21 protein-coding genes are annotated in these 23,596 nt (G+C 72.1%); 9 read left to right on the top strand and 12 right to left on the bottom strand.

Features of this window, described 5'->3' with window-relative positions:
• Nucleotides 1-38: 38 nt before the first annotated feature.
• The 7 genes from ACRYCC_RS12005 to ACRYCC_RS11975 form a co-directional block, all read right to left on the bottom strand.
• Nucleotides 39-2,525: an ATP-binding protein gene (locus ACRYCC_RS12005; RefSeq protein ID WP_433811253.1), complete on the bottom strand. Its 2,487-nt coding sequence runs from the start codon at nucleotides 2,523-2,525 to the stop codon at nucleotides 39-41.
• A gap of 97 nt (nucleotides 2,526-2,622) precedes the next feature.
• Nucleotides 2,623-5,064, bottom strand: a complete 2,442-nt coding sequence (locus ACRYCC_RS12000) for a MinD/ParA family ATP-binding protein (RefSeq protein WP_433811251.1) — start codon at nucleotides 5,062-5,064, stop codon at nucleotides 2,623-2,625.
• On the bottom strand, nucleotides 4,991-6,019 hold the full coding sequence (locus ACRYCC_RS11995) for a conjugal transfer protein (protein WP_433811249.1): 1,029 nt from the start codon (nucleotides 6,017-6,019) through the stop codon (nucleotides 4,991-4,993). The genes ACRYCC_RS12000 and ACRYCC_RS11995 overlap by 74 nt, the downstream gene beginning before the upstream one ends.
• Nucleotides 6,020-6,067: 48 nt before the next feature.
• Nucleotides 6,068-6,388 carry a hypothetical protein gene (locus ACRYCC_RS11990; RefSeq protein ID WP_433811248.1) on the bottom strand — a complete coding sequence of 107 codons (321 nt, stop codon included), beginning with the start codon at nucleotides 6,386-6,388 and terminating at the stop codon, nucleotides 6,068-6,070.
• Nucleotides 6,389-6,421: 33 nt separating this feature from the next.
• Nucleotides 6,422-7,438 (bottom strand): conjugal transfer protein, encoded by a 1,017-nt coding sequence (locus tag ACRYCC_RS11985; RefSeq protein ID WP_433811246.1) that lies wholly within the window; start codon nucleotides 7,436-7,438, stop codon nucleotides 6,422-6,424.
• A 240-nt stretch (nucleotides 7,439-7,678) separates the two neighbouring features.
• The gene (gene ychF / locus ACRYCC_RS11980; protein WP_433811244.1) at nucleotides 7,679-8,770 is read right to left on the bottom strand and encodes a redox-regulated ATPase YchF; all 1,092 of its coding nucleotides are present in this window, start codon (nucleotides 8,768-8,770) and stop codon (nucleotides 7,679-7,681) included.
• A gap of 58 nt (nucleotides 8,771-8,828) precedes the next feature.
• Entirely contained in the window at nucleotides 8,829-9,800 is a 972-nt protein-coding gene (locus ACRYCC_RS11975; RefSeq protein ID WP_433811242.1) for an alpha/beta hydrolase fold domain-containing protein, read from the bottom strand.
• 214 nt (nucleotides 9,801-10,014) lie between these two features.
• Here ACRYCC_RS11975 and ACRYCC_RS11970 point away from each other — a divergent pair, with 214 nt between their 5' ends.
• Nucleotides 10,015-11,298 (top strand): DNA recombination protein RmuC, encoded by a 1,284-nt coding sequence (locus ACRYCC_RS11970; RefSeq protein ID WP_433812156.1) that lies wholly within the window; start codon nucleotides 10,015-10,017, stop codon nucleotides 11,296-11,298.
• A gap of 59 nt (nucleotides 11,299-11,357) precedes the next feature.
• The gene (locus ACRYCC_RS11965; protein ID WP_433811240.1) at nucleotides 11,358-11,837 is read left to right on the top strand and encodes a DUF6542 domain-containing protein; all 480 of its coding nucleotides are present in this window, start codon (nucleotides 11,358-11,360) and stop codon (nucleotides 11,835-11,837) included.
• Between the two features lie 101 nt (nucleotides 11,838-11,938).
• On the opposite strand, the gene ACRYCC_RS11960 is transcribed toward ACRYCC_RS11965, so the two are convergent.
• Complete coding sequence (locus ACRYCC_RS11960) at nucleotides 11,939-12,958, bottom strand: 4-hydroxy-3-methylbut-2-enyl diphosphate reductase (RefSeq protein ID WP_433811238.1); 1,020 nt, start codon at nucleotides 12,956-12,958, stop codon at nucleotides 11,939-11,941.
• A gap of 199 nt (nucleotides 12,959-13,157) precedes the next feature.
• Here ACRYCC_RS11960 and ACRYCC_RS11955 point away from each other — a divergent pair, with 199 nt between their 5' ends.
• The 3 genes from ACRYCC_RS11955 (at nucleotide 13,158) to ACRYCC_RS11945 (ending at nucleotide 15,616) form a co-directional block, all read left to right on the top strand.
• Nucleotides 13,158-14,003 carry a DUF8129 domain-containing protein gene (locus tag ACRYCC_RS11955; RefSeq protein ID WP_433811237.1) on the top strand — a complete coding sequence of 282 codons (846 nt, stop codon included), beginning with the start codon at nucleotides 13,158-13,160 and terminating at the stop codon, nucleotides 14,001-14,003.
• A gap of 102 nt (nucleotides 14,004-14,105) precedes the next feature.
• Nucleotides 14,106-15,314 (top strand): exodeoxyribonuclease VII large subunit, encoded by a 1,209-nt coding sequence (xseA, locus tag ACRYCC_RS11950; protein WP_433811235.1) that lies wholly within the window; start codon nucleotides 14,106-14,108, stop codon nucleotides 15,312-15,314.
• 74 nt (nucleotides 15,315-15,388) lie between these two features.
• On the top strand, nucleotides 15,389-15,616 hold the full coding sequence (locus ACRYCC_RS11945) for an exodeoxyribonuclease VII small subunit (RefSeq protein ID WP_433811234.1): 228 nt from the start codon (nucleotides 15,389-15,391) through the stop codon (nucleotides 15,614-15,616).
• A 15-nt stretch (nucleotides 15,617-15,631) separates the two neighbouring features.
• Here the strand turns inward: ACRYCC_RS11945 and ACRYCC_RS11940 are convergent, their stop codons facing one another.
• Both ACRYCC_RS11940 and ACRYCC_RS11935 read right to left on the bottom strand, forming a co-directional pair.
• The gene (locus ACRYCC_RS11940) at nucleotides 15,632-16,390 is read right to left on the bottom strand and encodes a DUF4245 domain-containing protein (protein ID WP_433811233.1); all 759 of its coding nucleotides are present in this window, start codon (nucleotides 16,388-16,390) and stop codon (nucleotides 15,632-15,634) included.
• A complete protein-coding gene (locus tag ACRYCC_RS11935; RefSeq protein ID WP_433811231.1) occupies nucleotides 16,387-17,022 on the bottom strand; it encodes a TetR/AcrR family transcriptional regulator in 636 nt (211 codons plus the stop codon). Before ACRYCC_RS11935 ends, ACRYCC_RS11940 begins: the two co-directional genes overlap by 4 nt.
• A gap of 188 nt (nucleotides 17,023-17,210) precedes the next feature.
• Here ACRYCC_RS11935 and glpX point away from each other — a divergent pair, with 188 nt between their 5' ends.
• Complete coding sequence (gene glpX / locus ACRYCC_RS11930; RefSeq protein ID WP_433811229.1) at nucleotides 17,211-18,245, top strand: class II fructose-bisphosphatase; 1,035 nt, start codon at nucleotides 17,211-17,213, stop codon at nucleotides 18,243-18,245.
• 61 nt (nucleotides 18,246-18,306) lie between these two features.
• Here glpX and ACRYCC_RS11925 read toward each other — a convergent pair whose 3' ends face one another.
• The gene (locus tag ACRYCC_RS11925) at nucleotides 18,307-18,933 is read right to left on the bottom strand and encodes a DUF1707 SHOCT-like domain-containing protein (protein WP_433811227.1); all 627 of its coding nucleotides are present in this window, start codon (nucleotides 18,931-18,933) and stop codon (nucleotides 18,307-18,309) included.
• A gap of 137 nt (nucleotides 18,934-19,070) precedes the next feature.
• Here ACRYCC_RS11925 and ACRYCC_RS11920 point away from each other — a divergent pair, with 137 nt between their 5' ends.
• Entirely contained in the window at nucleotides 19,071-20,312 is a 1,242-nt protein-coding gene (locus tag ACRYCC_RS11920) for an MFS transporter (protein ID WP_433811225.1), read from the top strand.
• An 80-nt stretch (nucleotides 20,313-20,392) separates the two neighbouring features.
• Here ACRYCC_RS11920 and ACRYCC_RS11915 read toward each other — a convergent pair whose 3' ends face one another.
• Nucleotides 20,393-20,623: a hypothetical protein gene (locus ACRYCC_RS11915; protein ID WP_433811223.1), complete on the bottom strand. Its 231-nt coding sequence runs from the start codon at nucleotides 20,621-20,623 to the stop codon at nucleotides 20,393-20,395.
• Nucleotides 20,624-20,831: 208 nt separating this feature from the next.
• Here ACRYCC_RS11915 and ACRYCC_RS11910 point away from each other — a divergent pair, with 208 nt between their 5' ends.
• Both ACRYCC_RS11910 and ACRYCC_RS11905 read left to right on the top strand, forming a co-directional pair.
• Nucleotides 20,832-21,896, top strand: coding sequence for a DMT family transporter (locus tag ACRYCC_RS11910; protein ID WP_433811221.1), 1,065 nt, complete (start codon nucleotides 20,832-20,834; stop codon nucleotides 21,894-21,896).
• Nucleotides 21,896-23,536, top strand: a complete 1,641-nt coding sequence (locus ACRYCC_RS11905; RefSeq protein ID WP_433811219.1) for a fumarate hydratase — start codon at nucleotides 21,896-21,898, stop codon at nucleotides 23,534-23,536. The genes ACRYCC_RS11910 and ACRYCC_RS11905 overlap by 1 nt, the downstream gene beginning before the upstream one ends.
• Nucleotides 23,537-23,596 lie beyond the last annotated feature (60 nt).

The following is a 23,596-nucleotide window of genomic DNA, read 5'->3' as shown; positions in this document are numbered from 1 at the left end:
TGGGAAGCCCGAAGGTCGACCAGGAAGTCCAGGGAGCCTCATCGAGCGACCTCCTCGCTCTCAGCCCCCGATTGTGACAGTTCTCCCTGATTCTGCGCCAGAGGCCCGGGCCTGGCCCGGGTGGGATTGGTGTCCAGCCAGCGCAGGAGTTCCTCCGAGACCAGGTCGACGCCGACCCGTCCCGCCCTGCCGTCCAGGTCACGGAAGATGCACTCTCCGTTGCCGAGGTTGCGCAGGACCGCCATGTGCTCCTCCGACGACTCGACCCCCAGCAACGCCATGACGTGCTCGACCTCGATGCGCTCCGAGGAACGGAACGAGAAGACCGACGACAGGCAGTTCGTGACCTGCTCATTCAACAGGTCTCCGGCGTTCTGCGACACCAAGATCAACGCAGTGTTGCGAGAACGCCCCATTCTCGATACTTCTGGCACCAATTTGGCACCTTCAGGTGTCGATGTGATGGCCCACGCCTCGTCGAGGAAGATGGCCTTGGGAGCCCGCCGGTCCAGCCCGTGCATCAGCCGCCGGGCGAACTGCGAGACCAGGTACATCAGGGCCACCGAGAGGCGCTGCTCGTAGGAGTAGTCCTCCCGCGAGATCGCCGAGTCCGGCAGGCTGAGGCCGCCGAGGGTGAACACCGTGGTCCAGCCGGCGGTGTCGATCCGGTCGCCGCCGGACGGGTCGAAGCAGAGCCTGGCCAGCCGCATCTCCGACATCGACCGCAGCACGGCGCCCAGGTTCTTCGACGCGGGGTCGGCGGCGGCCTCCAGGTGGTCCACGACCTTGCCCAGGCATGGCTCGGGGGCGTTGGCGACGTGGCCGACCGCCTGGATCATCGCGGACTCGCGCTCCTCCGACATCCGCGGGAGCAGCAGCCGGAGCGTCTCGGTGGCCATCGTCTTCTTGGCCGCCAGATCGTCGCCGAAGGAGAAGGGGTCCAGCAGGCCGGGCGCGGCCGAGCCCAGCGGCAGGATCCTGGCCCGGCGTCCGCGTGCCTGCAGCAGCTGGACCAGCGACTCGGCGTCGCCCTTGGGGTCGATCGCCGCGATCGTCACCCCGCGCAGGGCCATCTGGTAGAGCAGCAGCAGTGCCAGCGTCGTCTTGCCGCCGCCCGGTTCACCGGTGATCGCCACCGCGGTCGGCCGGTTCCGGGCCGCGGCGACCAGCGGGTCGAAGTGCACGATCGAGCGGGCCCGGCCGAGGGTCTCGCCGATGTACGGCCCGATCCAGCCGCCGCCGGACTCGTCCACCCGGTCGCCGAGCCCGACCGTGGCGATCGGCATGCCGCCGGCGATCGTGCGCAAAGGCTGCCGCTGCGCGTAGGCGTTGAGCCGCAGCCGGTCTCCCGGCAGGGACTCGCAGAACAGCGAGAACTGGTCGCCGGTGGAGTTGACCACGTCGATGCCGATGTCGCGGTAGTGCTCGACCACCGCGTCCACCCGCTGCAGCAGCAGCTCCTCGGTGTGCGCGGAGACGATCAGCCGGTTCCAGCCGTACACGAACGGCAGCCGCTCCTTGGTGATGCCGTGCTCCAGCATCCGGGCGGCGTCGATCTGCTCGGCCAGCGCGATCGGCGCCTCCGCCCCGGCCTCGCGGATGTGCTGGTCCATGTCCCGGGCGTGGGCCAGCCGGCGGGAGACGTCCCGGGACGCCGTCGCGGCCGGCACCAGCTTCATCCGGGAGCTGATCTCCACCGGGAACGGCAGCGCGTCGGCGTAGTGCAGCCACGGCTCACCGTCCGGGAAGGGCATCAGGTCGGGGAACCGCGCGAACGACAGGTAGGCGACGTGCGACGCCCCGCCGGGCTGCTCCATCCGCAGCTTGGAGCGGCCGTTGTGGATGGCCCCCTCGATCAGGGCCGCGATCTCCCCGGCCCCCCAGGTACGGCGCGGCACCGCCGAGGGCGGCGGATCGGCCAGCGATCCCGTCACGGCGTGCTGGAACAGCCAGGCGATCTGGTCGGAGGAGGCGTGCCGGGCGTACAGCGCGCTGCCGCCCAGCGACCGGCCGACCCGCTCGGCCGCCTCCGTCCACCGGCCGATCTCCTTCTTGTCGATGGCGTCGTCGTCCAGCCCGAGGGCCTGTTCGCTGCGCCGGTAGAAGCCGAGGAGCTGGCTCAGCGACCCGCCGGGCAGCTGGGCGCCCATCCCGCGCTTACCGAGCCGTACGCCGAGGTAGACCTCCTTGGCCCAGAAGTCCTTCGCCCAGACGTGGGCGTACATCTCCTCGAGGTACTCCCGCCAGCCGGTGCCGCCGTCCGAGCTGCGGTCCAGGCTGAGCGCCCACTCCGCCGCCGGATAGGTCCGGTGCGCGATCCGCAGGTGGATCTCGGCGTCCTGCATGCGGATACCGGCGAGGGCGATGGTGATGTTGGTGGCGAGCGCCTCGCGCTCCTCACCGGTGGTGAACTCGTACGACACCGTCGGCAGCCGGAAGTAGGCCCAGGCCGCCTGGTCGGTGAGCAGGATCCGGTCGTCGAAGTACCGCACCGCGAGCCGGCTCGCCTTGGACGCTCTGCTCACTTCGCCTCGCTCAGCTCGGCTCCGCGCCGCCGTCCGCAGGAGTCCTGGTCCCTCGTCGAACGTTCCTTGGTCCGGGCACCGCCCGCCCGTTCCAGACTCATCGGCCGACCTCCTGCTCGTGCTCCTGGTAACGCTCCGGCAGTGTGGTGAACCCGCCCGCGACCACTCCTGCCAGCGCCAGGTACGCGCGCCGGGTCGGCGCACGAAGCGCCTTGAGCTCGTTGCGGGGGGATCGATCCAAGCTGAGGTGATCGTCCCATGGGATGCGCACCAGGGCGCGGCACTGCCCACGAGCCACTGCTTCGGCCTGCTCGACGTCGTCCATACTGCGCCGGCTGACCCCGTTGATCACCGTGACCGCGCGGGAGCGCAGCCCGTCGTAGCCGTGGCCGTCGAGCCACTCGAACGTCATCCCGACCGCACGCGGCGCGTCCGCGCTGGCCGGGGCGACGAGCACGATCTGGTCGGCGTGCGGCAGCACCCGTGCCACCACGGCCGCCGCCGCGTCGAGCATGGTGACCGAGTAGAACCGGTCGAGGGTACGGATCGCCAGGGCGTAGTCGCGATCGTCCAGCGCCTGCAGCGGGTTCTTGCCCGCGGCGATCACGTCCAGCCCGGACTTGGCCTGCGAGGTGTAGCGGCGCATGGCGGTCAGGCTGTGCACCTGGTCGGCGCGGGCGATGAGGCCGGTCAGCGTCTCCGGCGTCTCACTGCGGGTACGGCGCGCCAGCGCGCCCGCTCCGGGATTGACGTCGATCGCCACGATCGGCTCACCGCAGTACTGGGCGAAGGTGTGGCCCAGCATGAGCGCCGTGACGGTCTGGCCCGCCCCGCCCGTGCAGCCGAGCACGACGATGTGCCGGGTGCCCTGGAACGGCCGCTGCAGCCGCTCCTGGTACTCGGCGTCCAGTTCGTTGTGCCCGCCGCCGACGGCCTGGATGAGCCGGCGCAGCCCCCCGACCGTGCCCTCCTGCTCGAGGTCCGGGGGCGTGATGGTCGCGGCCGGCGGAGGCGGCGGGGTGGGCGGCACGAGCGGCCGGGGGCGCGGGCGCACCGGTGACGCCGGGCCGGACCGGGTCTCCGGCTCCCAGCCTGCCGGCTGCGTCTCGGCCGCCGGCACCGCACGCGGCGCCGACGCCTGCTGCGGCCGGACCTCCGGCCGGGGCGCCTCCGGTACGACGCGGGGCGGCGGTGGCTTGACCGGGGTGCCCTGCGGGCGCGGCGGGATGCCGCGTACGGGCGGCTGCGCCGGCCAGGTCCGGCGGTCCTTCGCCGGAGGCGCCTTGCTCCCGCCCGGCGCCTGCTCGGATGCGGCGGCGGGCCGTACGGGCGGCAGCGGCCGGCCGACCGGCCTGGGCGGCACCGCCGGAGGCGACCCCTGCGGCGGCTGCGCCTCGGCCGGGGCCGTCTCCGCGGGGGTCACGTCCGCCGGGGTCGCCTCTGCCGGGGTCGCCTCTGCGGGAGTCACCTGAGCCGCGGGCACCTGAGCAGGCGGTGCCTGACCGGGCACCTGAGCGGGCGGCGTCTGAGCCGCGGGCTCCTGGGCAGGCGGTGCCTGAGGGGAGGTCGCCGGAGTCGTACCGGCGGGTGTGGCGGTCGCGGCGGGAACCTCGGGCGGGACGGCCCGCGGAGCCGGAGTGTCCGGGGTGACCTTGCGGTGCTTGGCCGGCCTGGTCCTGCGCTTGTGGCCGGGCGGGGGCCACACCAGTGCGTCGCTCTGCCCCTCCTGCATCGGCCGGGCGAGGCTCTTCGACCAGTGCGGCGGCCCGTCCCCGGGGGCCTGCGGCGCGCTCCCGGCGCCCACCACCGGCCGAGGCTCGGGATCCGCACCCGCCGCTGCCGGCCGGGGCGCTGCCTCCCGAACCGCGGGGTCCTCCGCCGCCTGCTGGGCCGCTGCCTCCTGAACCGCAGGGTCCTGGGCCGCTGCTTCGCGGGCCGCGACCTCCCGGGGTGCCCGGTCCGTGGGAGCCGGGGCCTGAGGTGCCGGGGCCTGAGCGGCCGGCCGCCGCGGCTCCGGTACGGGCGTGGGCTGCTCGGACACGGGAGGCGTTCCGGCCGGCTGCCCGGCCGGCGACCGCCCGGCGACGGGTCGTTCGGCGGGCCGCCCGGTGCCGGGGGACGCCGCCGGGCCGCGGCCGCCCGCGCCGAAGGCTCCCGGCACCATGGGGATGTCGGGCCTGGTCGAGGCGGGGACCTGGGGAATGTCCGGACGGGTCGTCGGCGCCTTGGGCACGGAACCTTCCCCGGACGGCTCACCGGCGCCGGGTGTGACGGCCGCGGGCCCGGTGGCCCCCGGAAGAGCCGGTCGCGGCGCGCGGCGGGCGGGCTCCTGCCCCTCTGCGACAGGCTGCACCGGCTGTGACTGCGGCTGCTTCTGCTGCGCGGGAGCCGAGGGGGCTGGCTCCGGCGAGGCCGGATCCGGTGCCGCACCGCCCTCCGGCGGGGCGATCGCCTTCCAGAACTCCTCAGGGGCGCCAGGACGGCGTACTCCCGAGGCGAGGGCCCGCTTGCCCGAGCCCGGCGCCTCGGCGTTCTCCACCGGCTCCTCCCGTTTCGTCGGCGTGGACGGTTGCGGCGGGGTCACCGGTGGGGTGACCCGGGTGGTGATCGGCTCGGCCGGGGCACCGGACGAGGTCGCGCGCTCGCGGATCCGGTGGCCCGGGCCGGGGGGGCCGGTCTTCGAACGCCGCAGGCTGCTCCAGCCTGGGCGTGACGGGCGGGCGCTCCGGCTGCGCCGGGGCCCGCCCGGCCCATCCGGGTGCCGCGGCGCGCTGTCCGGAAGCACGGTCGCGCGGGTCGGGCGGCGGCCACCGGTGCGTCTGGGCGCGTACCTGCACGGGGGCGGGCTCGCGCTCGGCGGAGCGGGCGGCGGGCGCCTGCGGCTCGGGGTGCACCGAGGTCGTGGTCGCGTCGAGCGCCGCCAGCTGCGCCGACAGCGGCTGCGGGGCGGGTGTGTAGGCGGGGCCCTGTCCGGCACCGGGCATGACCGCGGGCCGCGGGCTGACCCGGACCGGCGCGGGACGACGACCGCGCTCGGCCTTCCGGACCTTCTGCGCCTTCTGCTGCGCCTTCCGTGCCTTCCGGTCGGAGCGGACGGCGGCCGCGACCGACGAGGCCGCGTCGCCGGGCCGCCGCCAGACCTTGACGACCACCACGACCTCGCGCGGCTCGCGGATCGGCGTCAGCCGGCACCAGGTGCGGGGCTCGACCAGGTAGCGCGACTGGGACAGCAACAGCTCGGTCAGCCGCTTGCCCTCGATGACCGGACGGGTCGCCATCCAGGTCAGGACGAACGGCGGCACGATGTACAGGGGCAGGATCCAGCCGCCCCGGAACGGAATGCCGATCACCTTGAGCAGAACGATCCACGGTACGAACACCCCGAGGAACACGCCGATCTGAACGAGCGGCAACGGCATCGGCAGCCGTAGGTCGTACAGCTTGTACAGCCGCTTCTCGATGCGCCATATGTTCGTATACGTGGGTAGATCCACGCCCCACTCCCCTTACCGTTTCCGGCTTAGAACAGCTCAGCCGCCGGGTCAGGTCATGCTCACCCCGAGGGCCTTGGCGATCGCCTTGGCCGTTGTCTCGATCACATTGGGAACGTAGAAGACGATTCCGATTCCGATGGCCAAGACGATGAACTGGACGAAGCGCGTGATCTCCCTGGTGAACAGAAAGAAGATCGCGACAATGGACACGATGACCAGAAACAGCGGACCGAAGACCTCACGCAGCCACTTGGCGAGATCACCGGTCTTGAGGTCAGTCTGATCCGCGAGCACGAAATGGGAATGGCCCTCCGCCAGGGGGCCGGTGTCCAACGCGTGCGGAATCGAGGCGATGACTTGGTGCAGCATCGGCCTAACTGCCTTCCTGGAACAGTGGGTTGATCATGCGGTTGCCCCCCTGATGTCCTTCACGTACCAGTTGCCATCATCCTTCTTCACCACGGTGAGCTGGTAGGTCTGCTCGAGTTTGGCCTCCGCCGCCTTGTTCTGGGCCGTGGGGATCTGCCAGCTGACGGTCGCGGTGACCGTCCGCTCCCCGGCGGCGCCGTGCGGCGCGACAACGTCTCCGAGCTGCGCAAAGTTGACCGCTCCGTTGAGCCCGGTGATCGGGCCGCCGGAGAACAGCAGGCCCAGGATCGACTGGTCGCTGCTGGCGTAGGCCTTGAAGAAAGTTTCGAGCCGGGGCTTCAGCTGGCTCTCGAGGTCGGTGTCGCGCTCCTTGACGGCGGGCTGCGGGAGGGCCGCGCGGGGCGGCGCGGGCAGCAGGGCGGGCCGCCCGGAGATCACCATCGCGCCGTCCTTGGCGTAGACCGGCACCGCGAGCTGCAGCCACCTGTCATTGGCCTTGACGAGCAGGGTGACGATCGCGTTGTTGTCGTCGCGGGCATCGACCCCGGCGACCTGCAACTGCTGGACCGCCATTTGGCCATTGCCGTCCCAGCCGAATTGCTGGTCGGCGCCGTCGGGCAGGAAGTAGCTCAGCTGGGTCTCGCGAGCGGCCGGATTCTTCTGGTCATAGCTGAGATAGATACCGGCGAACTGCAGGGCGTACGCCGAGGCGGGGCCCTGGGGGAACTGCGTCTTCGGGGAGTTCTGCCCCGCGGCCGGAGTGGCCGCGGGCTCGGCGGTGAAACGCTCGAAGGGCGCCCGGATGCCGTTCACGATGACGACCAGGATGAAGGCCCACAGCACGATCCTGCCGACCCAGATCCACCAGCGCCCGCCGGAACCGCCCCAGCGGCCGCCCCCGCCGCCGCCCCCGCGGCCGCGGCCGCGCTTGCCGTCGAGAGGGCCCAGCGCGCCCTTGTCCGGCGGATCCCACGGATCCGCCGGGGCATGACCGAGCGCATCCCTGGCAGCCGTCTGAGGGCCGTGTTCCACGGCCGGCCTGCGAGCCATTGCGCCTCCGCTCGCGCCTAGCCCCCGGTCGGCGCGTTCTGCCTGTTCGTATCGGTCATGTCGTTTGTGGTGTCGGCTTGTCAACCTTGCTACAGGCCCAGCCTAACCACGCGCGTCAATTGTTCCAGCGACTTCGGTGGATGCCCACCTGCGGCACGCGGTTGCCCACAATGCAATCCACCTCACGTCGGAACGGAGATGGTCGACAGACGGTGACGTTTCGCTGGTGGACCGTACGAATCAGACGTTGAATCGGAACTCGACGACGTCACCATCTCGCATCAGGTAGTCCTTGCCCTCCATGCGCGCCTTGCCCGCCGCGCGTGCGGCGGCCACCGAGCCCTCGGCCACGAGATCCTCGAAGGACACGATCTCGGCCTTGATGAAACCGCGCTGGAAGTCGGTGTGGATGACCCCGGCGGCCTCCGGCGCGGTCGCGCCCTTGGGGATGGTCCAGGCCCGCGTCTCCTTGGGGCCCGCCGTCAGGTAGGTCTGCAGGCCGAGGGTGTCGAACCCGATACGGACGAGCTGCGACAGGCCCGACTCCTCCTGCCCCATGCCCTGGAGCAGCTCCAGGGCCTCGTCGTCCGGCAGCTCGATCAGCTCGGCTTCGATCTTGGCGTCCAGGAAGATCGCCTCGGCCGGTGCCACCAGTTCGCGCAGCCGGGTCCGCAGCGCCTCGTCCCCGAGCTCGGTCTCGTCCAGGTTGAACACGTACAGGAACGGTTTGGCGGTGAGCAGGTGCAGCTCGCGCAGCAGGTCGAGGTCGATGCCCGCCGCGGCGGCGCCGCCGAAGAGCGTGGTGCCCCCGTTGAGCACCTTCTCGGCCGCCTTGACGGCCTCGACGACCGCCAGCCCGTCCTTGTCCTTCTTGGTGCGCGCCTCCTTGTCCAGCCGGGGCAGCGCCTTCTCGATGGTCTGGAGGTCGGCCAGGATCAGCTCGGTGTTGATGGTCTCGATGTCGCGCGAGGGCGCCACGTCGCCGTCGACATGGGTCACGTCCGGGTCTTCGAAGGCGCGGATGACCTGGCAGATCGCCTGCGTCTCCCGGATGTTGGCCAGGAACTTGTTACCGAGCCCCTGCCCCTCGGAGGCGCCCTTGACGATCCCGGCGATGTCGACGAACTCCATCGTCGCGGGAAGGATCTTGGCCGAGCCGAAGATCTTCGCCAGGGCCGCCAGGCGCGGATCGGGCACACCGACCACGCCGACATTGGGCTCGATGGTGGCGAACGGGTAGTTCGCGGCAAGCGCGTCGTTCTTGGTCAGGGCGTTGAAGAGCGTGGACTTGCCGACGTTGGGCAGTCCGACGATTCCGATGGACAGGCTCACGTCGGGCGAGTCTACGGCCAATCCCGGCCCGGGCCCGTACTCAGGGCGGCGGGCGGTCTCAGACGCCCGCCGAGGCCAGGAAGCCGGCCATGTGCCGGAAGGCCGCCTTACCCTCCGGGATGAAATCGGCGAACATCGGGAAGACGTGCACCAGCCCCTCCCACTCCTGGTGGACGACCCGTACCCCGGCCGCCCGGGCCCGGTCGGCCACCCGCCGGGCGTCGTCGCGGAGGATCTCCGAGCCACTGGAGATCAGCAGCAGCGGCGGCAGGCCGGAGTAGTCCCCGCGCACGGGGGAGAACAGCGGATCGGTCTCCTCCAGCCCCTCGCAGTAGTACGAGCCGGCCCAGGCCAGCCGGGCCGCCGGGATCAGGTGGTCCGTCCGCGCGTTGAGCGTGTGCGAGTCCGCCCCGCAGGTGAGGTCCGCCCACGGCGACAGCGCGATGGCCGCCCCGGGCAGGGCACGGCCGGTCTCCTTGAGGGCCAGCAGGAGGGCCAGGGCGAGGTGGCCGCCCGCCGAGTCACCGGCGACCACGATGTCCCGGCCGTCGTACCCCTTGGCCAGCAGCGCGTCGTAGGCCGTCACCGCGTCCTCGAGCGCGTCCGCCGGGGTGTGCTCGGGTGCCAGCCGGTAGTCGATCGCCAGTACGGGCCGTGCGGTCGCGGCCGACATCCGCCAGGTCAGCCCGCGGTACATCACCGGGTTGCCGAAGAAGTAGCCGCCGCCGTGCAGGTAGAGCAGGACCTTCTTCTCGTCCGGCCGCCCGGCCCGGACCCACTCGCCGGTGAAGCCGCCGAAGTCCTCCGGGGTGATCTCGACTCCGCGGGGCACCGGCGAGGCGGGCACCGCGGCGGTCATCCTGCGCACGAAGAGCAGGCCGGCCCGGCCCGGCGGCCCGTAGGCCCAGATGGACTTGATCAGTGCGCGGATGACCTGGCCGGCGGCGCGGGCGCGCAGCGTCGGCGGGCCGCCGGGCTCCAGGGCGATGGCCTCGGCGACGCGCCGGCCGGCCGGGGTGGTGGGCGTCATCTGCTCTCCTCGGGGGGCTCCGCGGTGGGGTGCGGAGAGGATTCGAAGGCTCGATGGAGTGCCCTGATTGTGGGGGTTCGCCGGGCCGGTGACAACGTTCCGGCGGCGGTGACCGCAGTCACATGAGTTGGTCACCGCCCGGCGCGCACATGAGTTGGTCACCGCCCGGCGCGTCGAGCCGACACGCCGAGATCACGGTGTCACGATGCGGATCATGGATGTCGCGCTGCTGCTCGGTCTCGCGGTCGGCGTCGTGGTCGGGCTGGTGCTCGGGTTCGCACTCGCCACCACCCGTCAGGCCGGGCTCATCGTGCGCGCCAGGGCCGCCGAGGAGAAGCTGGCCTACGCCGAGGGGCGCATGGCCGAGCACTTCGAGTCGCTGTCGGCCAAGGCACTCGACGCCAGCAACCAGCGGTTCCTGGAGCTGGCCGACACCCGGCTGAAGGCGGCCGGCACGGAGGCCGCGGGCGAGCTGGAGCGGCGCAAGCAGGCGGTCGAGCACCTCGTCGGGCCGCTGCAGGCCACCCTCGGCAGGGTCGAGGAACAGCTGCGCGAGGTCGAGACCGGACGCCGCGAGTCGCACGCGATGCTGGCCCGGCAGGTCGAGTTCGTCCGGCAGAGCTCCGACGAGCTGCGCCGGGAGACCCAGACGCTGGTACGGGCCCTGCAGCGGCCCGAGGCCCGCGGGCGCTGGGGCGAGCTGCAACTGCGCCGGGTGGTCGAGCTGGCGGGCATGTCGCACCACTGCGACTTCGACGAGCAGGCCTCCGCGAGCACCGAGAACGGCACCGTACGGCCGGACATGCTGGTGCGGCTGGCCGGCGACAAGCAGATCGTCGTCGATTCGAAGGTCTCGCTGGCGGCCTATCTGGAGGCCGCCGAGACCGGCAACCCCGCCCGGATGGACGCGCACGCCCGTCATCTGCGCGAGCACGTCGACCGGCTGGCGGCGAAGGCCTACTGGCAGTCCTTCAACCCGTCGCCGGAGTTCGTCGTGCTCTTCATCCCCGGGGAGGCGTTCCTGGCGCCCGCGCTGGAGCGCGCCCCGGAGCTGCTGGAGTACGCGATGAGCCGCCGGGTGCACATCGCCACCCCCACCACACTGATCACGATGCTCCGTACGGCGTCGTACGCCTGGCAGCAGGCGGCGCTGTCCCGGAACGCGCGGGCCGTCTTCGAACTGGGCAGGGAGCTGTACGACAGACTCGGCACGATGGGCCAGCACGTGGACGAACTCGGCAAGTCCCTGTCCGCCGCGATCAGGTCCTACAACCGCACGGTCGGGTCGCTGGAGAGCCGGGTGCTGGTGAGTGCCCGCAAGCTCAACGAGCTCGGTGTGGTCGAGGCCTCGCTGGAGGGGCCGCGGCCGGTCGAGGAGACCGCTCGGGCGCTGTCCGCGGCGGAGCTGCTCGAGGACGCTGAACCGGGCCTTCAGGAACCGGTAGGTTTCGTCCAGCGAGCCGGCCCCGATCAGAAGCACACCGAGGGGGTCTGGTGAGCACTACCACGAGAGCACGCGCAGTGCCGAAGGGCGCTGCGCCGACCCTGGGGGGCCGAGTGCCACGTCAGCCCAGCCGGTCCCCGTCGCCGATCAGTCTCACCGGACGCGGCGCCATCGTCGTGATCTTCACCTTCGGGCTGCTGGGCGCGCTGCTCGCCCCCAAGGTCGGGGCCGGGCTGCTGGCCGGTGCGCTGTTCGTGGTCGGCTGCCTGCTGGCGGCCGTCGCCACCCGGCGCGCCGATCTGCTCACCCTCGCGGTCTGCCCGCCGATGGTCTTCCTGGCGGCCGTCGTGGTCGCGCAGTGCGGGTACGCCCTGGACGACGCGTCGTTCCTGCGGAGCGCCGCCACGGGCCTGGTGCTGACGCTCGCCTCCGGCGCCCCCTGGCTCTTCCTGGGCACCGCGCTGGTCCTGGCGATCGCGTTCTGGCGCGGCCTGATGGGCGACCTGCGGGACCTGCGAGCCCGGCTGGCCGCCGGCGCTCCCGCCCCCGCCGACGGCGACGCCGACGAAGACCCCGTCCGCTGGGACACGTGAGCGTGCCGCCCGCCACCGGCGTCCGGCCCCCGCCGCGCCGGCCCGGCCGTGACCCCGGCCGCCGCGGGGTGCGCGAGGCCCGGTGCCGCCCGCCCGCGCGGTCAGCCCGCCCGGAGATCCTTGCGGAGCTCGTGCGGAAGGGAGAAGCGCACCCGCTCCTCCACCGACACGACCTCCTCGACCCGGCCGAAGCCCCGGTCGCGCAGGAAGGCCACGACGTCCTGCACCAGCTCGTCGGGCACCGAGGCGCCGCTGGTGAGGCCGACCGTGGTGACGCCCTCCAGCCAGGCCGGGTCGATGTGCTCGGCGTAGTCGACGAGGTACGCGGCCGCAGCGCCGTGCTCCTTGGCGACCTCAACCAGCCGGACGGAGTTGGAGGAGTTCGTCGAGCCGACCACGATGACCAGCTCGGCCTCCGCCGCGATCTCCTTGACCGCCACCTGCCGGTTCTGCGTGGCGTAGCAGATGTCGTCCGACGGCGGGTCCATCAGCAGCGGGAAGCGCTCCCGCAGCTTGTCGACGGTGGCGATGGTCTCGTCCACCGACAGCGTGGTCTGGGACAGCCACGCGATCTTGCTCTCGTCCCGGACCTTGATCTTCGCCACGTCGTCCGGCCCGTCGACCAGGTGGATGTTCTCGGGCGCCTCACCGGTGGTGCCGACGACCTCCTCGTGGCCCTCGTGCCCGATGAGCAGGATGTCGTAGTCGTCGGCGGCGAACCGGACCGCCTCCTTGTGGACCTTGGTCACCAGCGGGCAGGTGGCGTCGATCGTCCGCAGCCGCCGCCCGGCCGCCTCCTGATGGACCTCGGGGGCGACGCCGTGCGCGGAGAACACCACGATGGAGCCCTCCGGCACCTCCTCGGTCTCCTCGACGAAGATCGCCCCGCGTTCCTCCAGCGTCTTGACCACGTGGACGTTGTGCACGATCTGCTTGCGGACGTAGATCGGGGCGCCGTACCTGTCGAGCGCGATCTCGACGGCCTGGACCGCCCGGTCGACGCCCGCGCAGTAACCACGCGGCTTGGCCAGCAGAACGCGGCGCTCAACCGCGGGGCGCGACGGATCCTGGGGGGCGTCCACTCCTGGGAGGTGCGCGGAGCCGGTCGTGGAGGAGGTCATGCCTCAATGCTACGTGTGATCCAATCCACCCCACTCAGAAGGCGAATTACGCTAACCCGAGGTGACCATCGCCGCACCGTGCGGCACAGTAGACATAACACCCGGTAGACCATCCATCCGTCCGTTTGTGAGGACAACAGGGAGCTGACAGACGATGCCGAGATCGCCACGCCAGGTGCGGAAAGACGTCAAGGAAGCAGTGACCGAGCAAGTACGCGATCTGCCGATCAACGCGGTCCGGCTGGCGATGTTCGGGGTCGGGCGGGCACTGCTGCTGAGCGATCGTCTCACCAAGGACTACAAGGAGATCAAGGAATCCGGCATGGCCCCGGTGCTGGGGCGCTGGCGGAACGACGCCGAGCAGGCCGCGGTCAAGGTCATCGACCGGGTCGTCGAGCGGGTGACCGGCGCCGAGGAGCCCGAGGCCGAGACGCCGGTGGCCAGGCCGCCGCGCAAGGTCAACAACTCCCTCGCCGCCGAGCCGGAGCTCGCCCTGGGCAAGCCCGCGCCGCGCCCAGGCAAGGTGACGGAGCTCGCTCCTGAGCCGGTCGTGGAGCCGGAGTCCGAGCCGGTGGTGATCGCCGTCGTCGAGCCCGCGCTGGAGCCCGTGCTCGAGCCCGAGGCCGTACCCGAGCCGGCGCCCAGGCCCGCGCCGAAGACCGTCCCGAAGCCCGCGCCGGAGCCGGTGACCGCCAAGCCCGAGGCCAAGCCCGCAGCCAAACCCGCGTCCAAGCCCGCAGCCAAGCCCGCGGCGAAGCCGGTGGCCGCCGAGCCCGCGGCGAAGCCGGCCACCGCCGCGAAGCCCAAGGCCAAGCCCAGGGCCAAGGCGGCCGCCAAGGCGCCCAAGTCCGAGCCGGTGGCCGCGGACGCGCTTCCGATGCCGAACTACGACGAGCTCACCCTCGCCTCGGTGCGGGCCAGGCTGCGCAGCCTGAACATCGAGCAGGTGAGCCTCCTGCGCGACTACGAGCGGGCCAACGCCGCCCGCGCCGACTTCCTCCGCATGTTCGCCAACCGCATCACCAAACTGGAGGAACGCGCCTGAGCCCTGCGTGATCGGGCGGGGGCACGGCGTCCATCCACCTGATCACGCGGCACCGGGCGGGCGGTCGGCGCGTCCGGTGCCGCCGGCCCGTACGCTTCCGGAATGGCCATGGAGACCTCAGCCGAGTCACCCGTCCCGGTCCGCACCGTGCTGCAGGCGGTCGGCGGATGGATCGGCAAGCTGGGCCGGATCTGGGTCGAGGGCCAGATCACCGAGCTCAACCGGCGCGGCGGCACCGCCTATCTCACGCTGCGCGACCCGGTCGCCAACATGTCCGTCCGGGTCGTCGGCCCGCGGGCGGTCTTCGACGGCCCCGCGGTGGTCGACGGCGCGCGGGTGGTCATCCACGCCAAACCCGACTTCTGGGCGAACCGGGGCTCGTTCTCGCTGTCCGCGCTCGAGGTCAGGCCGGTCGGGGTCGGCGAGCTGCTGGCCAGGCTGGAGCTCCTCAAGCAGCTGCTGCACGCCGAAGGGCTCTTCCGGCCCGAGCGCAAGCGCCCCCTGCCGTTCCTGCCGCACCGGATCGGGCTGATCTGCGGGCGCGACTCGGCCGCCGAGCGCGACGTGCTGGAGAACGCCCGCCGGCGCTGGCCCGCCGTGGCCTTCCAGGTGGAGAACACCGCCGTGCAGGGCTCGTACGCCGTCGGCGAGGTGGTCGAGGCGTTGCGCAAGCTCGACGCCGACCCCGACATCGACGTGATCATCATCACCCGGGGCGGCGGTTCGCTGGAGGACCTGCTGCCGTTCTCCGACGAGACGCTGGTCCGGTCGGTCGCGGCGGCCCGGACCCCGGTCGTGTCGGCCATCGGCCACGAGCAGGACTCCCCCCTCCTCGATCTGGTCGCGGATCTGCGCGCGTCGACCCCCACCGATGCCGCCAAGAAGGTCGTACCGGACGTACGTGAGCAACTGCAGCTGGTGCGGCAGCTGCGCGACCGCGGCCGGCGGTGCGTCACCGGCAGGGTCGAGCGGGAGCGGGCCTGGCTGGCCGGGGTGCTGTCGCGCCCGGCGCTGGCCGACCCGGTGCGGGAGGTGGAGCGCAAGGACGAGCAGGTCCTCGCGCTACGGGACCGTGCCCGCCGCTGCCTGGCCGGGGCGCTGGACCGCGCCGCCGACGAGCTCTCGCACACCCGCGCCAGGCTGGTCGCGCTGTCCCCCGCGGCGACCCTGCAGCGCGGCTACGCGATCGTGCAGCGCCCGGACGAGTCGGTCCTGCGGTCGGCGGCGGAGGCCGGCAAGGGCGACGAGCTGCTGATCCGGCTCGCCGACGGCAGGCTGACCGCCGTCGTGGGCGACCGCCCCGAGTCCTGAGCTCCGCGCGGGGCGCGCCACGGGTCCTCGCCGGACCGGGCCGGCGGGCGTGCCGCAGCCCCTAAAGTGGAGGCGTGGCGGAGCAGCAGCAGTCGTATGAGCAGGCCAGGGACGAGCTCGCGGACGTCGTGCGGCGGCTCGAGGCGGGCGGGCTGACCCTGGAGGAGTCGCTCGCTCTGTGGGAGCGCGGCGAGCAGCTGGCCAAGGTCTGCGAGCAGTGGCTGGAGGGCGCCCGCGCCCGGCTCGCGGCGGCCATGGCCGAGCGCACCGACCAGCCCGCCGAGGCCGACGCGCCCTTCTGACCCCGGGCCCGGTCCTCAGGGAGTGGCGGACGGCCGGGGCTGCGGCGTGAGGGAGGCGGCGAGCACGGCCAGTTCGTCGTACGACGCCGTACCGGTCACCACGAGCGTGACGGTCGGCAGCTCTCGGACCAGCGAGTTCTGCCGCTTGTCCGCGCGGTGGTACTCGTTCCAGGACGCACCGGCGACCTGGCGGGTGCCGACCAGGCTCTTCGGATTGGCCGGGTCGACGTTGGTCATCCGCTTCACGAACGTGGCGGTCGGCCGCTCGTTGCTCTCCTCCAGCGCGGCGTACTCGTCGCTGGAGGTCAGGAAGCCCAGGTGCCAGGCCACCGCGCCCCTGTCGCCGCTCAGCCGGGAACTGGTCGCCCGCCAGCCCGCGGGCAGCCCCTGCGGAGCGTACGAGATGTACGGCGCGGTGAGCCGCATGGCCTCCGCCGCCGACCGCGCGTCCACCTGCGGCAGCGTCTCCTTGCCGGCCCGCGGCGTCAGCAGCATGATCACGCCGACCAGCAGGAGGCACGCCCCGATGGCCAGCGCGAACTGGCCGACGCCGCTGGTGAGCCGCTTGTAGGTCCCTTCGCTGACCCGCTGCACGGTCTGCGGTGCCGGGGAGGCCTGCGCGACCGGGCCGGATCGCCGCGCACCGGACCCACCGGCGTCCTGCGCGTCCTGCGGCTGCGGCTCCGGCTGCGGCTGCGGCTCCGGCTGCGGCTGCGGCTGCGGCTGCGGCGAGGTCTGCGGGTCCTGCGGAACGTCCGGCGGATCGCCGCTCACACGTGCTCCGTGCTCGGCACGCTCGGGGAGCGCGGATTGTTGATCGTCCCCACGATGGCCATGATCTCATCGGCCAGGCGCCGGGAGACCGCCTCGTCGTCGCGCAGGGACACCTCGGAGACCGCACCCGCCATGGCGCCGGTGAGCACGATCACCAGTGCCTCGTCCACGCCGCCGTCGGCGGTGTGGAACAGCCCGGCGTTGCGGCGGGCCCAGCGGTTCAGCCGCTGCCGCATGACGCGGTCGAAGCCGGGCGGCCCGTCGCCGGAGATGAACAGCCGGGCCACGTCGCGCTCGGCCAGGCACCCGTCGAGGTAGGCGCGGGCCCCGGCGACGAAGAGCCGCATCGGGTCCGCCGGGCCGGCGTCGCGGATGGCGTGAATCGCGTCACGTGTGCGTTCCTGCTGCCGGACCTGGAATTCCTCGAACAGCGTGAGGTAAAGATCGGCTTTGCCGTTGAAATGGTGATACAGGCTGCCGACGCTGGCACCGGCCTTGGCGACGATGTCGGTCACCGCGGCCTGCGCGAAGCCCGCCTCCACGAAAACATCCCGCGCCGCGGCCAGCAGGGCGCCGCGAGTGGCCGCCCCACGGTCGGAGATCCGCACCGGCTCGTCGATGTCGCTGCTCATGAACGCAAAGGTTACGCCCTCATGGCGGAGAATCACGATCCCTTCCCGCAGTGCCGCCCCGGCCCGGGGTTTCCGGCTGCGTGCCCGGGTAGGACCACACCAAGCCCACATGGTCTGGTCCAATTTGTGAGACGGGGCGCGTCACACGGACAATTCGACCAACCTGACGAACGAAGGGGCGCCTCGCCATGTCTGACGAACCCACCGTGTCCTCGCCACTGGCGACGGCTCAGGACGCTCCGGATCGCAACCTCGCCATGGAACTCGTCCGGGTCACCGAGGCCGCCGCCATGGCCGCCGCCCGCTGGGTGGGCCGGGGTGACAAGAACGGCGCCGACGGAGCCGCGGTCAACGCGATGCGCCAGCTGATCAACACCGTCTCGATGACGGGAATGGTCGTCATCGGGGAGGGCGAGAAGGACAAGGCGCCGATGCTCTACAACGGGGAGCAGGTCGGCGACGGCAGCGGCCCGGAGTGCGACGTGGCGGTCGACCCGATCGACGGCACCCGGCTGGCCGCCCTGGGCATGCCCAACGCCATCGCGGTCATCGCGGTCGGCGCCCGCGGCTCGATGTACGACCCGTCCGCGGTGTTCTACATGGAGAAGCTGGTCACCGGGCCGGAGGCCGCCGACGCCGTCGACATCGAGCGCCCGGTCGGCGACAACATCCGGGCGGTGGCCCGGGCCAAGGGCTCCTCCGTCGAGGACGTGACCGTGGTCATCCTGGACCGCCCCCGGCACGAGGGCATCGTCAAGGAGATCCGCGAGGCCGGCGCCCGCATCAAGTTCATCACCGACGGTGACGTGGCCGGTGCGATCATGGCCGCCCGGGAGGGCACCGGCGTCGACCTGCTGCTGGGCATCGGCGGTACGCCCGAGGGCATCATCACCGCCTGTGCGATCAAGGCGCTCGGCGGCGTGATCCAGGGGAAGCTGTGGCCGCTGGACGACGCGGAACGGCGCAAGGCCATCGACGCCGGGCACGACCTCTCCCGGGTGCTGACCACCGACGACCTGGTCACCTCCGACGACGTGTTCTTCGCCGCGACCGGCATCACCGACGGCGAGCTCGTGAACGGCGTGCGTTACCGCAAGGGGACGGCCTCCACGCACTCGCTCGTCATGCGCGCCCGCAGCGGCACGATCCGCCGGGTGGAGAGCGAGCACCAGCTCGGCAAGCTGCGGGCCTACAGCGCCATCGACTTCGACCGGGCCACCTGACCCTGCCGCGCACCCGTACGGACCGGGCCGCCGCTCCACGGCGGCGGTCCCGGCGGCCTGCTCAGGCGGGGCCGTTCTCGCCGCGGCGGATCCGGCCCTTGACGCGCTGGCGCCAGGTGCGTTTGGGCGCGGCGGCCTTGATGGTGCCGAGGATCAGGTTGCCGCTGATCTCGATGACGGGGCCGTCCGGTGCGGGCCGGAGCCTCAGGTCGCGGGTGGCGAGCATCGTGCGGCCGGTGACGTTGACGTGCACGCCGTCCGGGACCAGCAGGGTGATGCTCCCGGCGAGCAGCGAGGCCTCGATCACGATGTGCTTGCGCTGCAGGATCGCCTCCCGCAGGTCCAGCTCGACCGAGCCGAACAGCGCCAGCACCGGCAGCCGGACCGGCACCACCCACCGGCCGGTCCGCCGGACCGAGCCGAACAGGGCGTGCAGCGAGCCCGAGTCGACCCGGATCGGCTGCGCCTCGGGCGGAGTGAGGTCGACGGTCAGCCCGGTCAGCTCGCCCAGGGTGCGGGCGGCGCACGCGCGTTCCATCCGTTCGGAGTGCTCGGTCAGGGTGAGCCTGCCGTCTCCCAGCGCGTCGCCCAGTAGCGTGATGACACGTTCCCGGTCGGCGTCGGAAGCGCGTAGATCTCGGGTCGGGACATACCGCTCACCGTGGGCCGGGCGCCGGGACTCTTCCACGATTCAGACGATAGCGGCGAAGCTCTACTCTTGACCCGGCCTGCGCCGATGCCTACCGTGACGCGAACATTCTTCACGTTAGTGTCACCCCCCATCCGAACCTGCCGAGCGTCGCAGGCGCGCAAGAAGGGATGCCCATGACCTCCGGCATCACCACACGGGATCGCCAGGCCCGGGTCTCGGCCTACGCCGCCTTCGTCGTCCAGGGCCTGTGCTTCGCCGCCCTGGTCAGTCGGATCAACCAGGTCCGCGACGTCCACCACATGAGCGACGACCAGATCAACCTCCTCGTGCTGTGCGTGCCGATCGTCGCCGGGGTCGGCAGCGCGATCGCGGCCCCCCTGATGTCACGCCTGGGCAGCGGCCTGGTCCTGCGCGTCTCCCAGCCCGCCTGCTGCCTGACGATCGCCGGGGTGGGGCTCACCGGCCACAGCAATCCGCCGCTGTACGTCCTGGTGATGCTGTTCGGCCTGCTCGTCGGGGCGGTGGACGCCACGATGAACGCCCAGGCGGTCGCGACCGAGCGCGCGTACGGGCACAGCATCATGACCGGATTCCACGCCGTGTGGAGCGCGGCCGCCGGGCTCGGGGCGGTCTGGGCCTGGGTCGCCAACACCTACCTCTTCCCGGACGACCTCGTGCGGTCGGTCCTGGTGGGCTTCGCGATACCGGCCGCGATCGGCATCACGATCTCCCTCCTCACCGGCCCGAGGTTGTACCGCAAGCGGGACGAGGGCACCGCGCCCACCGGCGCCGAGCTGAAGGCGGCCGCCAAGACCGTGCCCTGGCGGCCGGTGCTGCTCATCGGCGTCGCGATGGCCTGCTTCTACGTCGCCGACTCCATGCTGTCGAACTTCGGCACGCTCTTCTTCGACAAGGACCTGCACAGCAAGAACGTGGCCCCGCTGGGTCTGGCCGCCTACCAGGTCACGATGGTCGCCAGCCGGGTCGGGGCCGACTTCGCGGTACGGCGGTTCGGCGCGACCCTGGTGGTCCGGGCCAGCACGCTGATCGGCGCGCTCGGCCTGGTGCTCGTGGTGATCGCGCCGAACGCGGGGACGGCGATCGCCGGTTTCGCGCTCACCGGCCTGGGGCTGTGCGTGGTCGCACCCGTCTCCTTCTCCGCGGCGGGAAAGGTCGATCCCTCCGGCCTGGGCATCGCGGTGGCACGGGTGAACATCTTCAACTACGTCGGCTTCGTGTTCGGGGCGATCATCGTCCTGCTGGTGCAGCCGCTGTCGAGCTACCAGACCTCCTACGTCGTGCCGGCGCTGCTGACCCTGGTGATCATCGCGCTGGCCCGCAGTTTCCAGCCCGACCGGGTCACCGGTGCGCCGGAGACCGGCTTCACCCCGGTCGCGGAGCGCCCCGTCGTCTGACCACGGCGTGATCGTGCCGCCGATCGCCGATCGGTGGCACGATCACGCCGGGCCGGCGTCTCGCGGGAGCGTTGCGGGGTTCAGGAGCCTTCGGTGGCGACGATGGCCGCTTCGCCCGCGCTGGCGGCCTCTTCCGGGGACATCCGGTTGATCGCCTCCTGCAGTGCGGCCTCCGCCGCGTCGGCCGCGGCCCGAGCGGTGATCACGTGGATGTGGGCGCGTTCGAGGTCCCCCAGTCCCACGCAGTCGAAGGCCACCTGGGCGTCGTGCACGGTGGAGCGTAGTTGCCGGGCGGCTTCATCGAGACTCATGGACGAGTCGCCTCCTAGTGTCGGGGACGCGAGTACTACCCACTGTCACCTCGGGTAATCCCCGTTCCCGGTGTCTCAGGGGGCGGCTGTGGCGGACGGTGACACCTCGTGCGGCGGCCGCCCGGCCCCTCGCGCCGCGCATTGGCCCGGTCACCGGGGCCGCTTTGGCCCTGGGTTCCGGAGCGGCGGCTGCCTAGCGTTCGATGTCATGAACGCCTCCGCCGGAATCGGCGTCCCGGCACCGCCCGCCCTCCCGGCCCGTCGCGCACACGCCGGCCGCGGGGCGCCGTACGCGACCGTGCGCGGGGCCGTGGGCGCGGGCACCGCGATGTCCCTCGTCGGCAGCCTCACCGCGGTGTCGGCGACGATCGGCGCCTATCCGGTCTTCGGCGGCCAGGCGCTGCGCTACGCGGTGGCCGCGGCCATCCTGTTCGCCATCGGCCGGAGGCGGGCGGGTTCCCGCGAGCGGATCCCGCCGGGAGGACGGGGGCTGAGCCGGCGGGAGGCCGGGCTGCTCGTCGCACTGGCGGCGACCGGCCTGGCGGGTTTCAACGTGTTCCTGGTCGAGGCGGTACGCCATTCCGGCCCGGCGACGGTCGGCACGGTGATCGCCACCGTCCCGGTGGTGCTGGCCCTGGCCGGGCCGCTGCAGCAACGCCGCCGCCCCTCGCCCCGGATCGTGGCGGCGGCGCTGGTGGTGACCTGCGGCGCCGTGCTCGCCACCGGTCTCGGCGGCGGCGGTCTCACCGGGTCGCTGCTCGCCCTGGGCGCGCTCGCCGGGGAGGCGGGCTTCTCGCTGCTGGCGGTGCCCCTGCTGCCCCGGCTGGGCCCGGTCCGCGTCTCCGCCCACGCCGCCGCGTTCGCCGTGCCGATGCTGCTGGTCGCGGGCCTGGTCGCCGACGGGCGCGGAGTCGTACGGCTGCCGACCGCCGCCGAGGCCATGGCGCTGGCCTACATCGCGGTGGTCATCACCGTGGTCGCGTTCTTCCTCTGGTACGACGCGCTGGGCCGGCTGGGCGCGGACCGGGCAGGGCTGTTCGCGGGCGTCATCCCGATCAGCGCCATCGTCACGACCGTCGTCCTCGGGCTCGGCGCCCCGGCACCCGCCGAGCTGGCCGGCGCGGTGCTCGTGGCGGCCGGAGTCGTGATCGGGCTCCGCCCGGCCCGCGGAGCCCGGACGGCGGAGCGCCGGGCCCGGCTCGGCGCGAGGCCGGCCGAGCGAGGGCCGTACCCTGGTGGGCGGTCAGAGCCGCCGAGGAAACAGGAAACGTGATGCCCGAGTTCGCCTACACCGATCTGCTGCCGCTCGGCCAGGACGACACCGAGTACCGTCTGCTCACCTCTGAGGGGGTCAGCACCCTGGAGGCCGGCGGACGCACGTTCCTGCAGGTCGAGCCGGAGGCGCTCCGGTTGCTCACCGAGACGGCGATCCACGACATCTCGCATCTGCTGCGCCCGGCCCACCTGGCCCAGCTGCGCCGGATCCTCGACGACCCCGAGGCCAGCCCCAACGACCGGTTCGTGGCGCTCGACCTGCTCAAGAACGCGAGCATCGCCTCGGGCGGCGTGCTGCCGATGTGCCAGGACACCGGCACCGCGATCGTGATGGGCAAGCGCGGCCAGCACGTCCTGACCGACGGGCACGACGAGGAGCACCTGTCCCGCGGGGTGTACGACGCCTACACCCGGCTGAACCTGCGCTACTCCCAGATGGCGCCGGTCACCATGTGGGACGAGCGCAACACCGGCACCAACCTGCCTGCCCAGATCGAGCTGTACGCCACCCCCGGCGGCGCGTACAAGTTCCTGTTCATGGCCAAGGGCGGCGGCAGCGCCAACAAGTCGTTCCTCTACCAGGAGACCAAGGCGGTCCTGAACCCCAAGCGCATGCTGACCTTCCTGGAGGAGAAGATCCGCTCGCTGGGCACCGCGGCCTGCCCGCCGTACCATCTGGCGATCGTGGTCGGCGGGACCAGCGCCGAGTACGCGCTGAAGACCGCCAAGTACGCCTCCGCGCACTACCTGGACACCCTGCCCACCGAGGGCGGCCCGCTCGGCAACGGGTTCCGCGACCTCGAGCTGGAGCGGCAGGTCTTCGAGCTCACCCAGCGGCTGGGCATCGGGGCCCAGTTCGGCGGGAAGTACTTCTGCCACGACGTGCGCGTGATCCGGCTTCCCCGGCACGGCGCGTCCTGCCCGGTGGCGCTCGCGGTCTCGTGCAGCGCCGACCGGCAGGCCCTGGCCAAGATCACGGCCGAGGGCGTGTTCCTGGAGCGGCTGGAGACCGACCCGGCGCAGTACCTGCCGGAGACCACCGACGAGCACCTGGACGACAACGTGGTGCGGATCGACCTGAACCGGCCGATGGACGAGATCCGGGCGGAGCTGTCGAAGTATCCGGTGAAGACCCGGCTGGCCCTGACCGGGCCGCTGGTCGTGGCCCGCGACATCGCCCACGCGAAGATCAAGGAGCGGCTGGACGCGGGCGAGCCGATGCCGCGTTACCTGCGCGACCACGCCGTGTACTACGCGGGTCCGGCCAAGACGCCGGAGGGGTACGCGAGCGGCTCGTTCGGCCCGACGACCGCCGGCCGCATGGACTCCTACGTCGAGCAGTTCCAGGCGGCGGGCGGCTCGCACGTCATGCTGGCCAAGGGCAACCGCTCCCAGCAGGTGACCACGGCCTGCCGGCGGCACGGCGGCTTCTACCTCGGCTCGATCGGCGGCCCCGCGGCCCGGCTCGCCCAGGACTGCATCAAGAAGGTCGAGGTGCTGGAGTACGCCGAACTCGGCATGGAGGCCGTCTGGAAGATCGAGGTGGAGGACTTTCCCGCCTTCGTCGTCGTCGACGACAAGGGAAACGACTTCTTCGCGGAGACCACCGGGCCGCTGCTGAGCATCGGCCGGCGGTGACTCGCCAGTAACGTAAACACGAAACCACCAGCCCGTTTTCGTGGGCTAATGCTGATTATC

The organism is Actinomadura scrupuli (genome assembly GCF_050971785.1).
Classification (GTDB): domain Bacteria; phylum Actinomycetota; class Actinomycetes; order Streptosporangiales; family Streptosporangiaceae; genus Actinomadura_E; species Actinomadura_E scrupuli.
The sequence above is the reverse complement of the archived record's forward strand: the minus strand, read 5'-3'. Positions and strand labels throughout refer to the sequence as shown.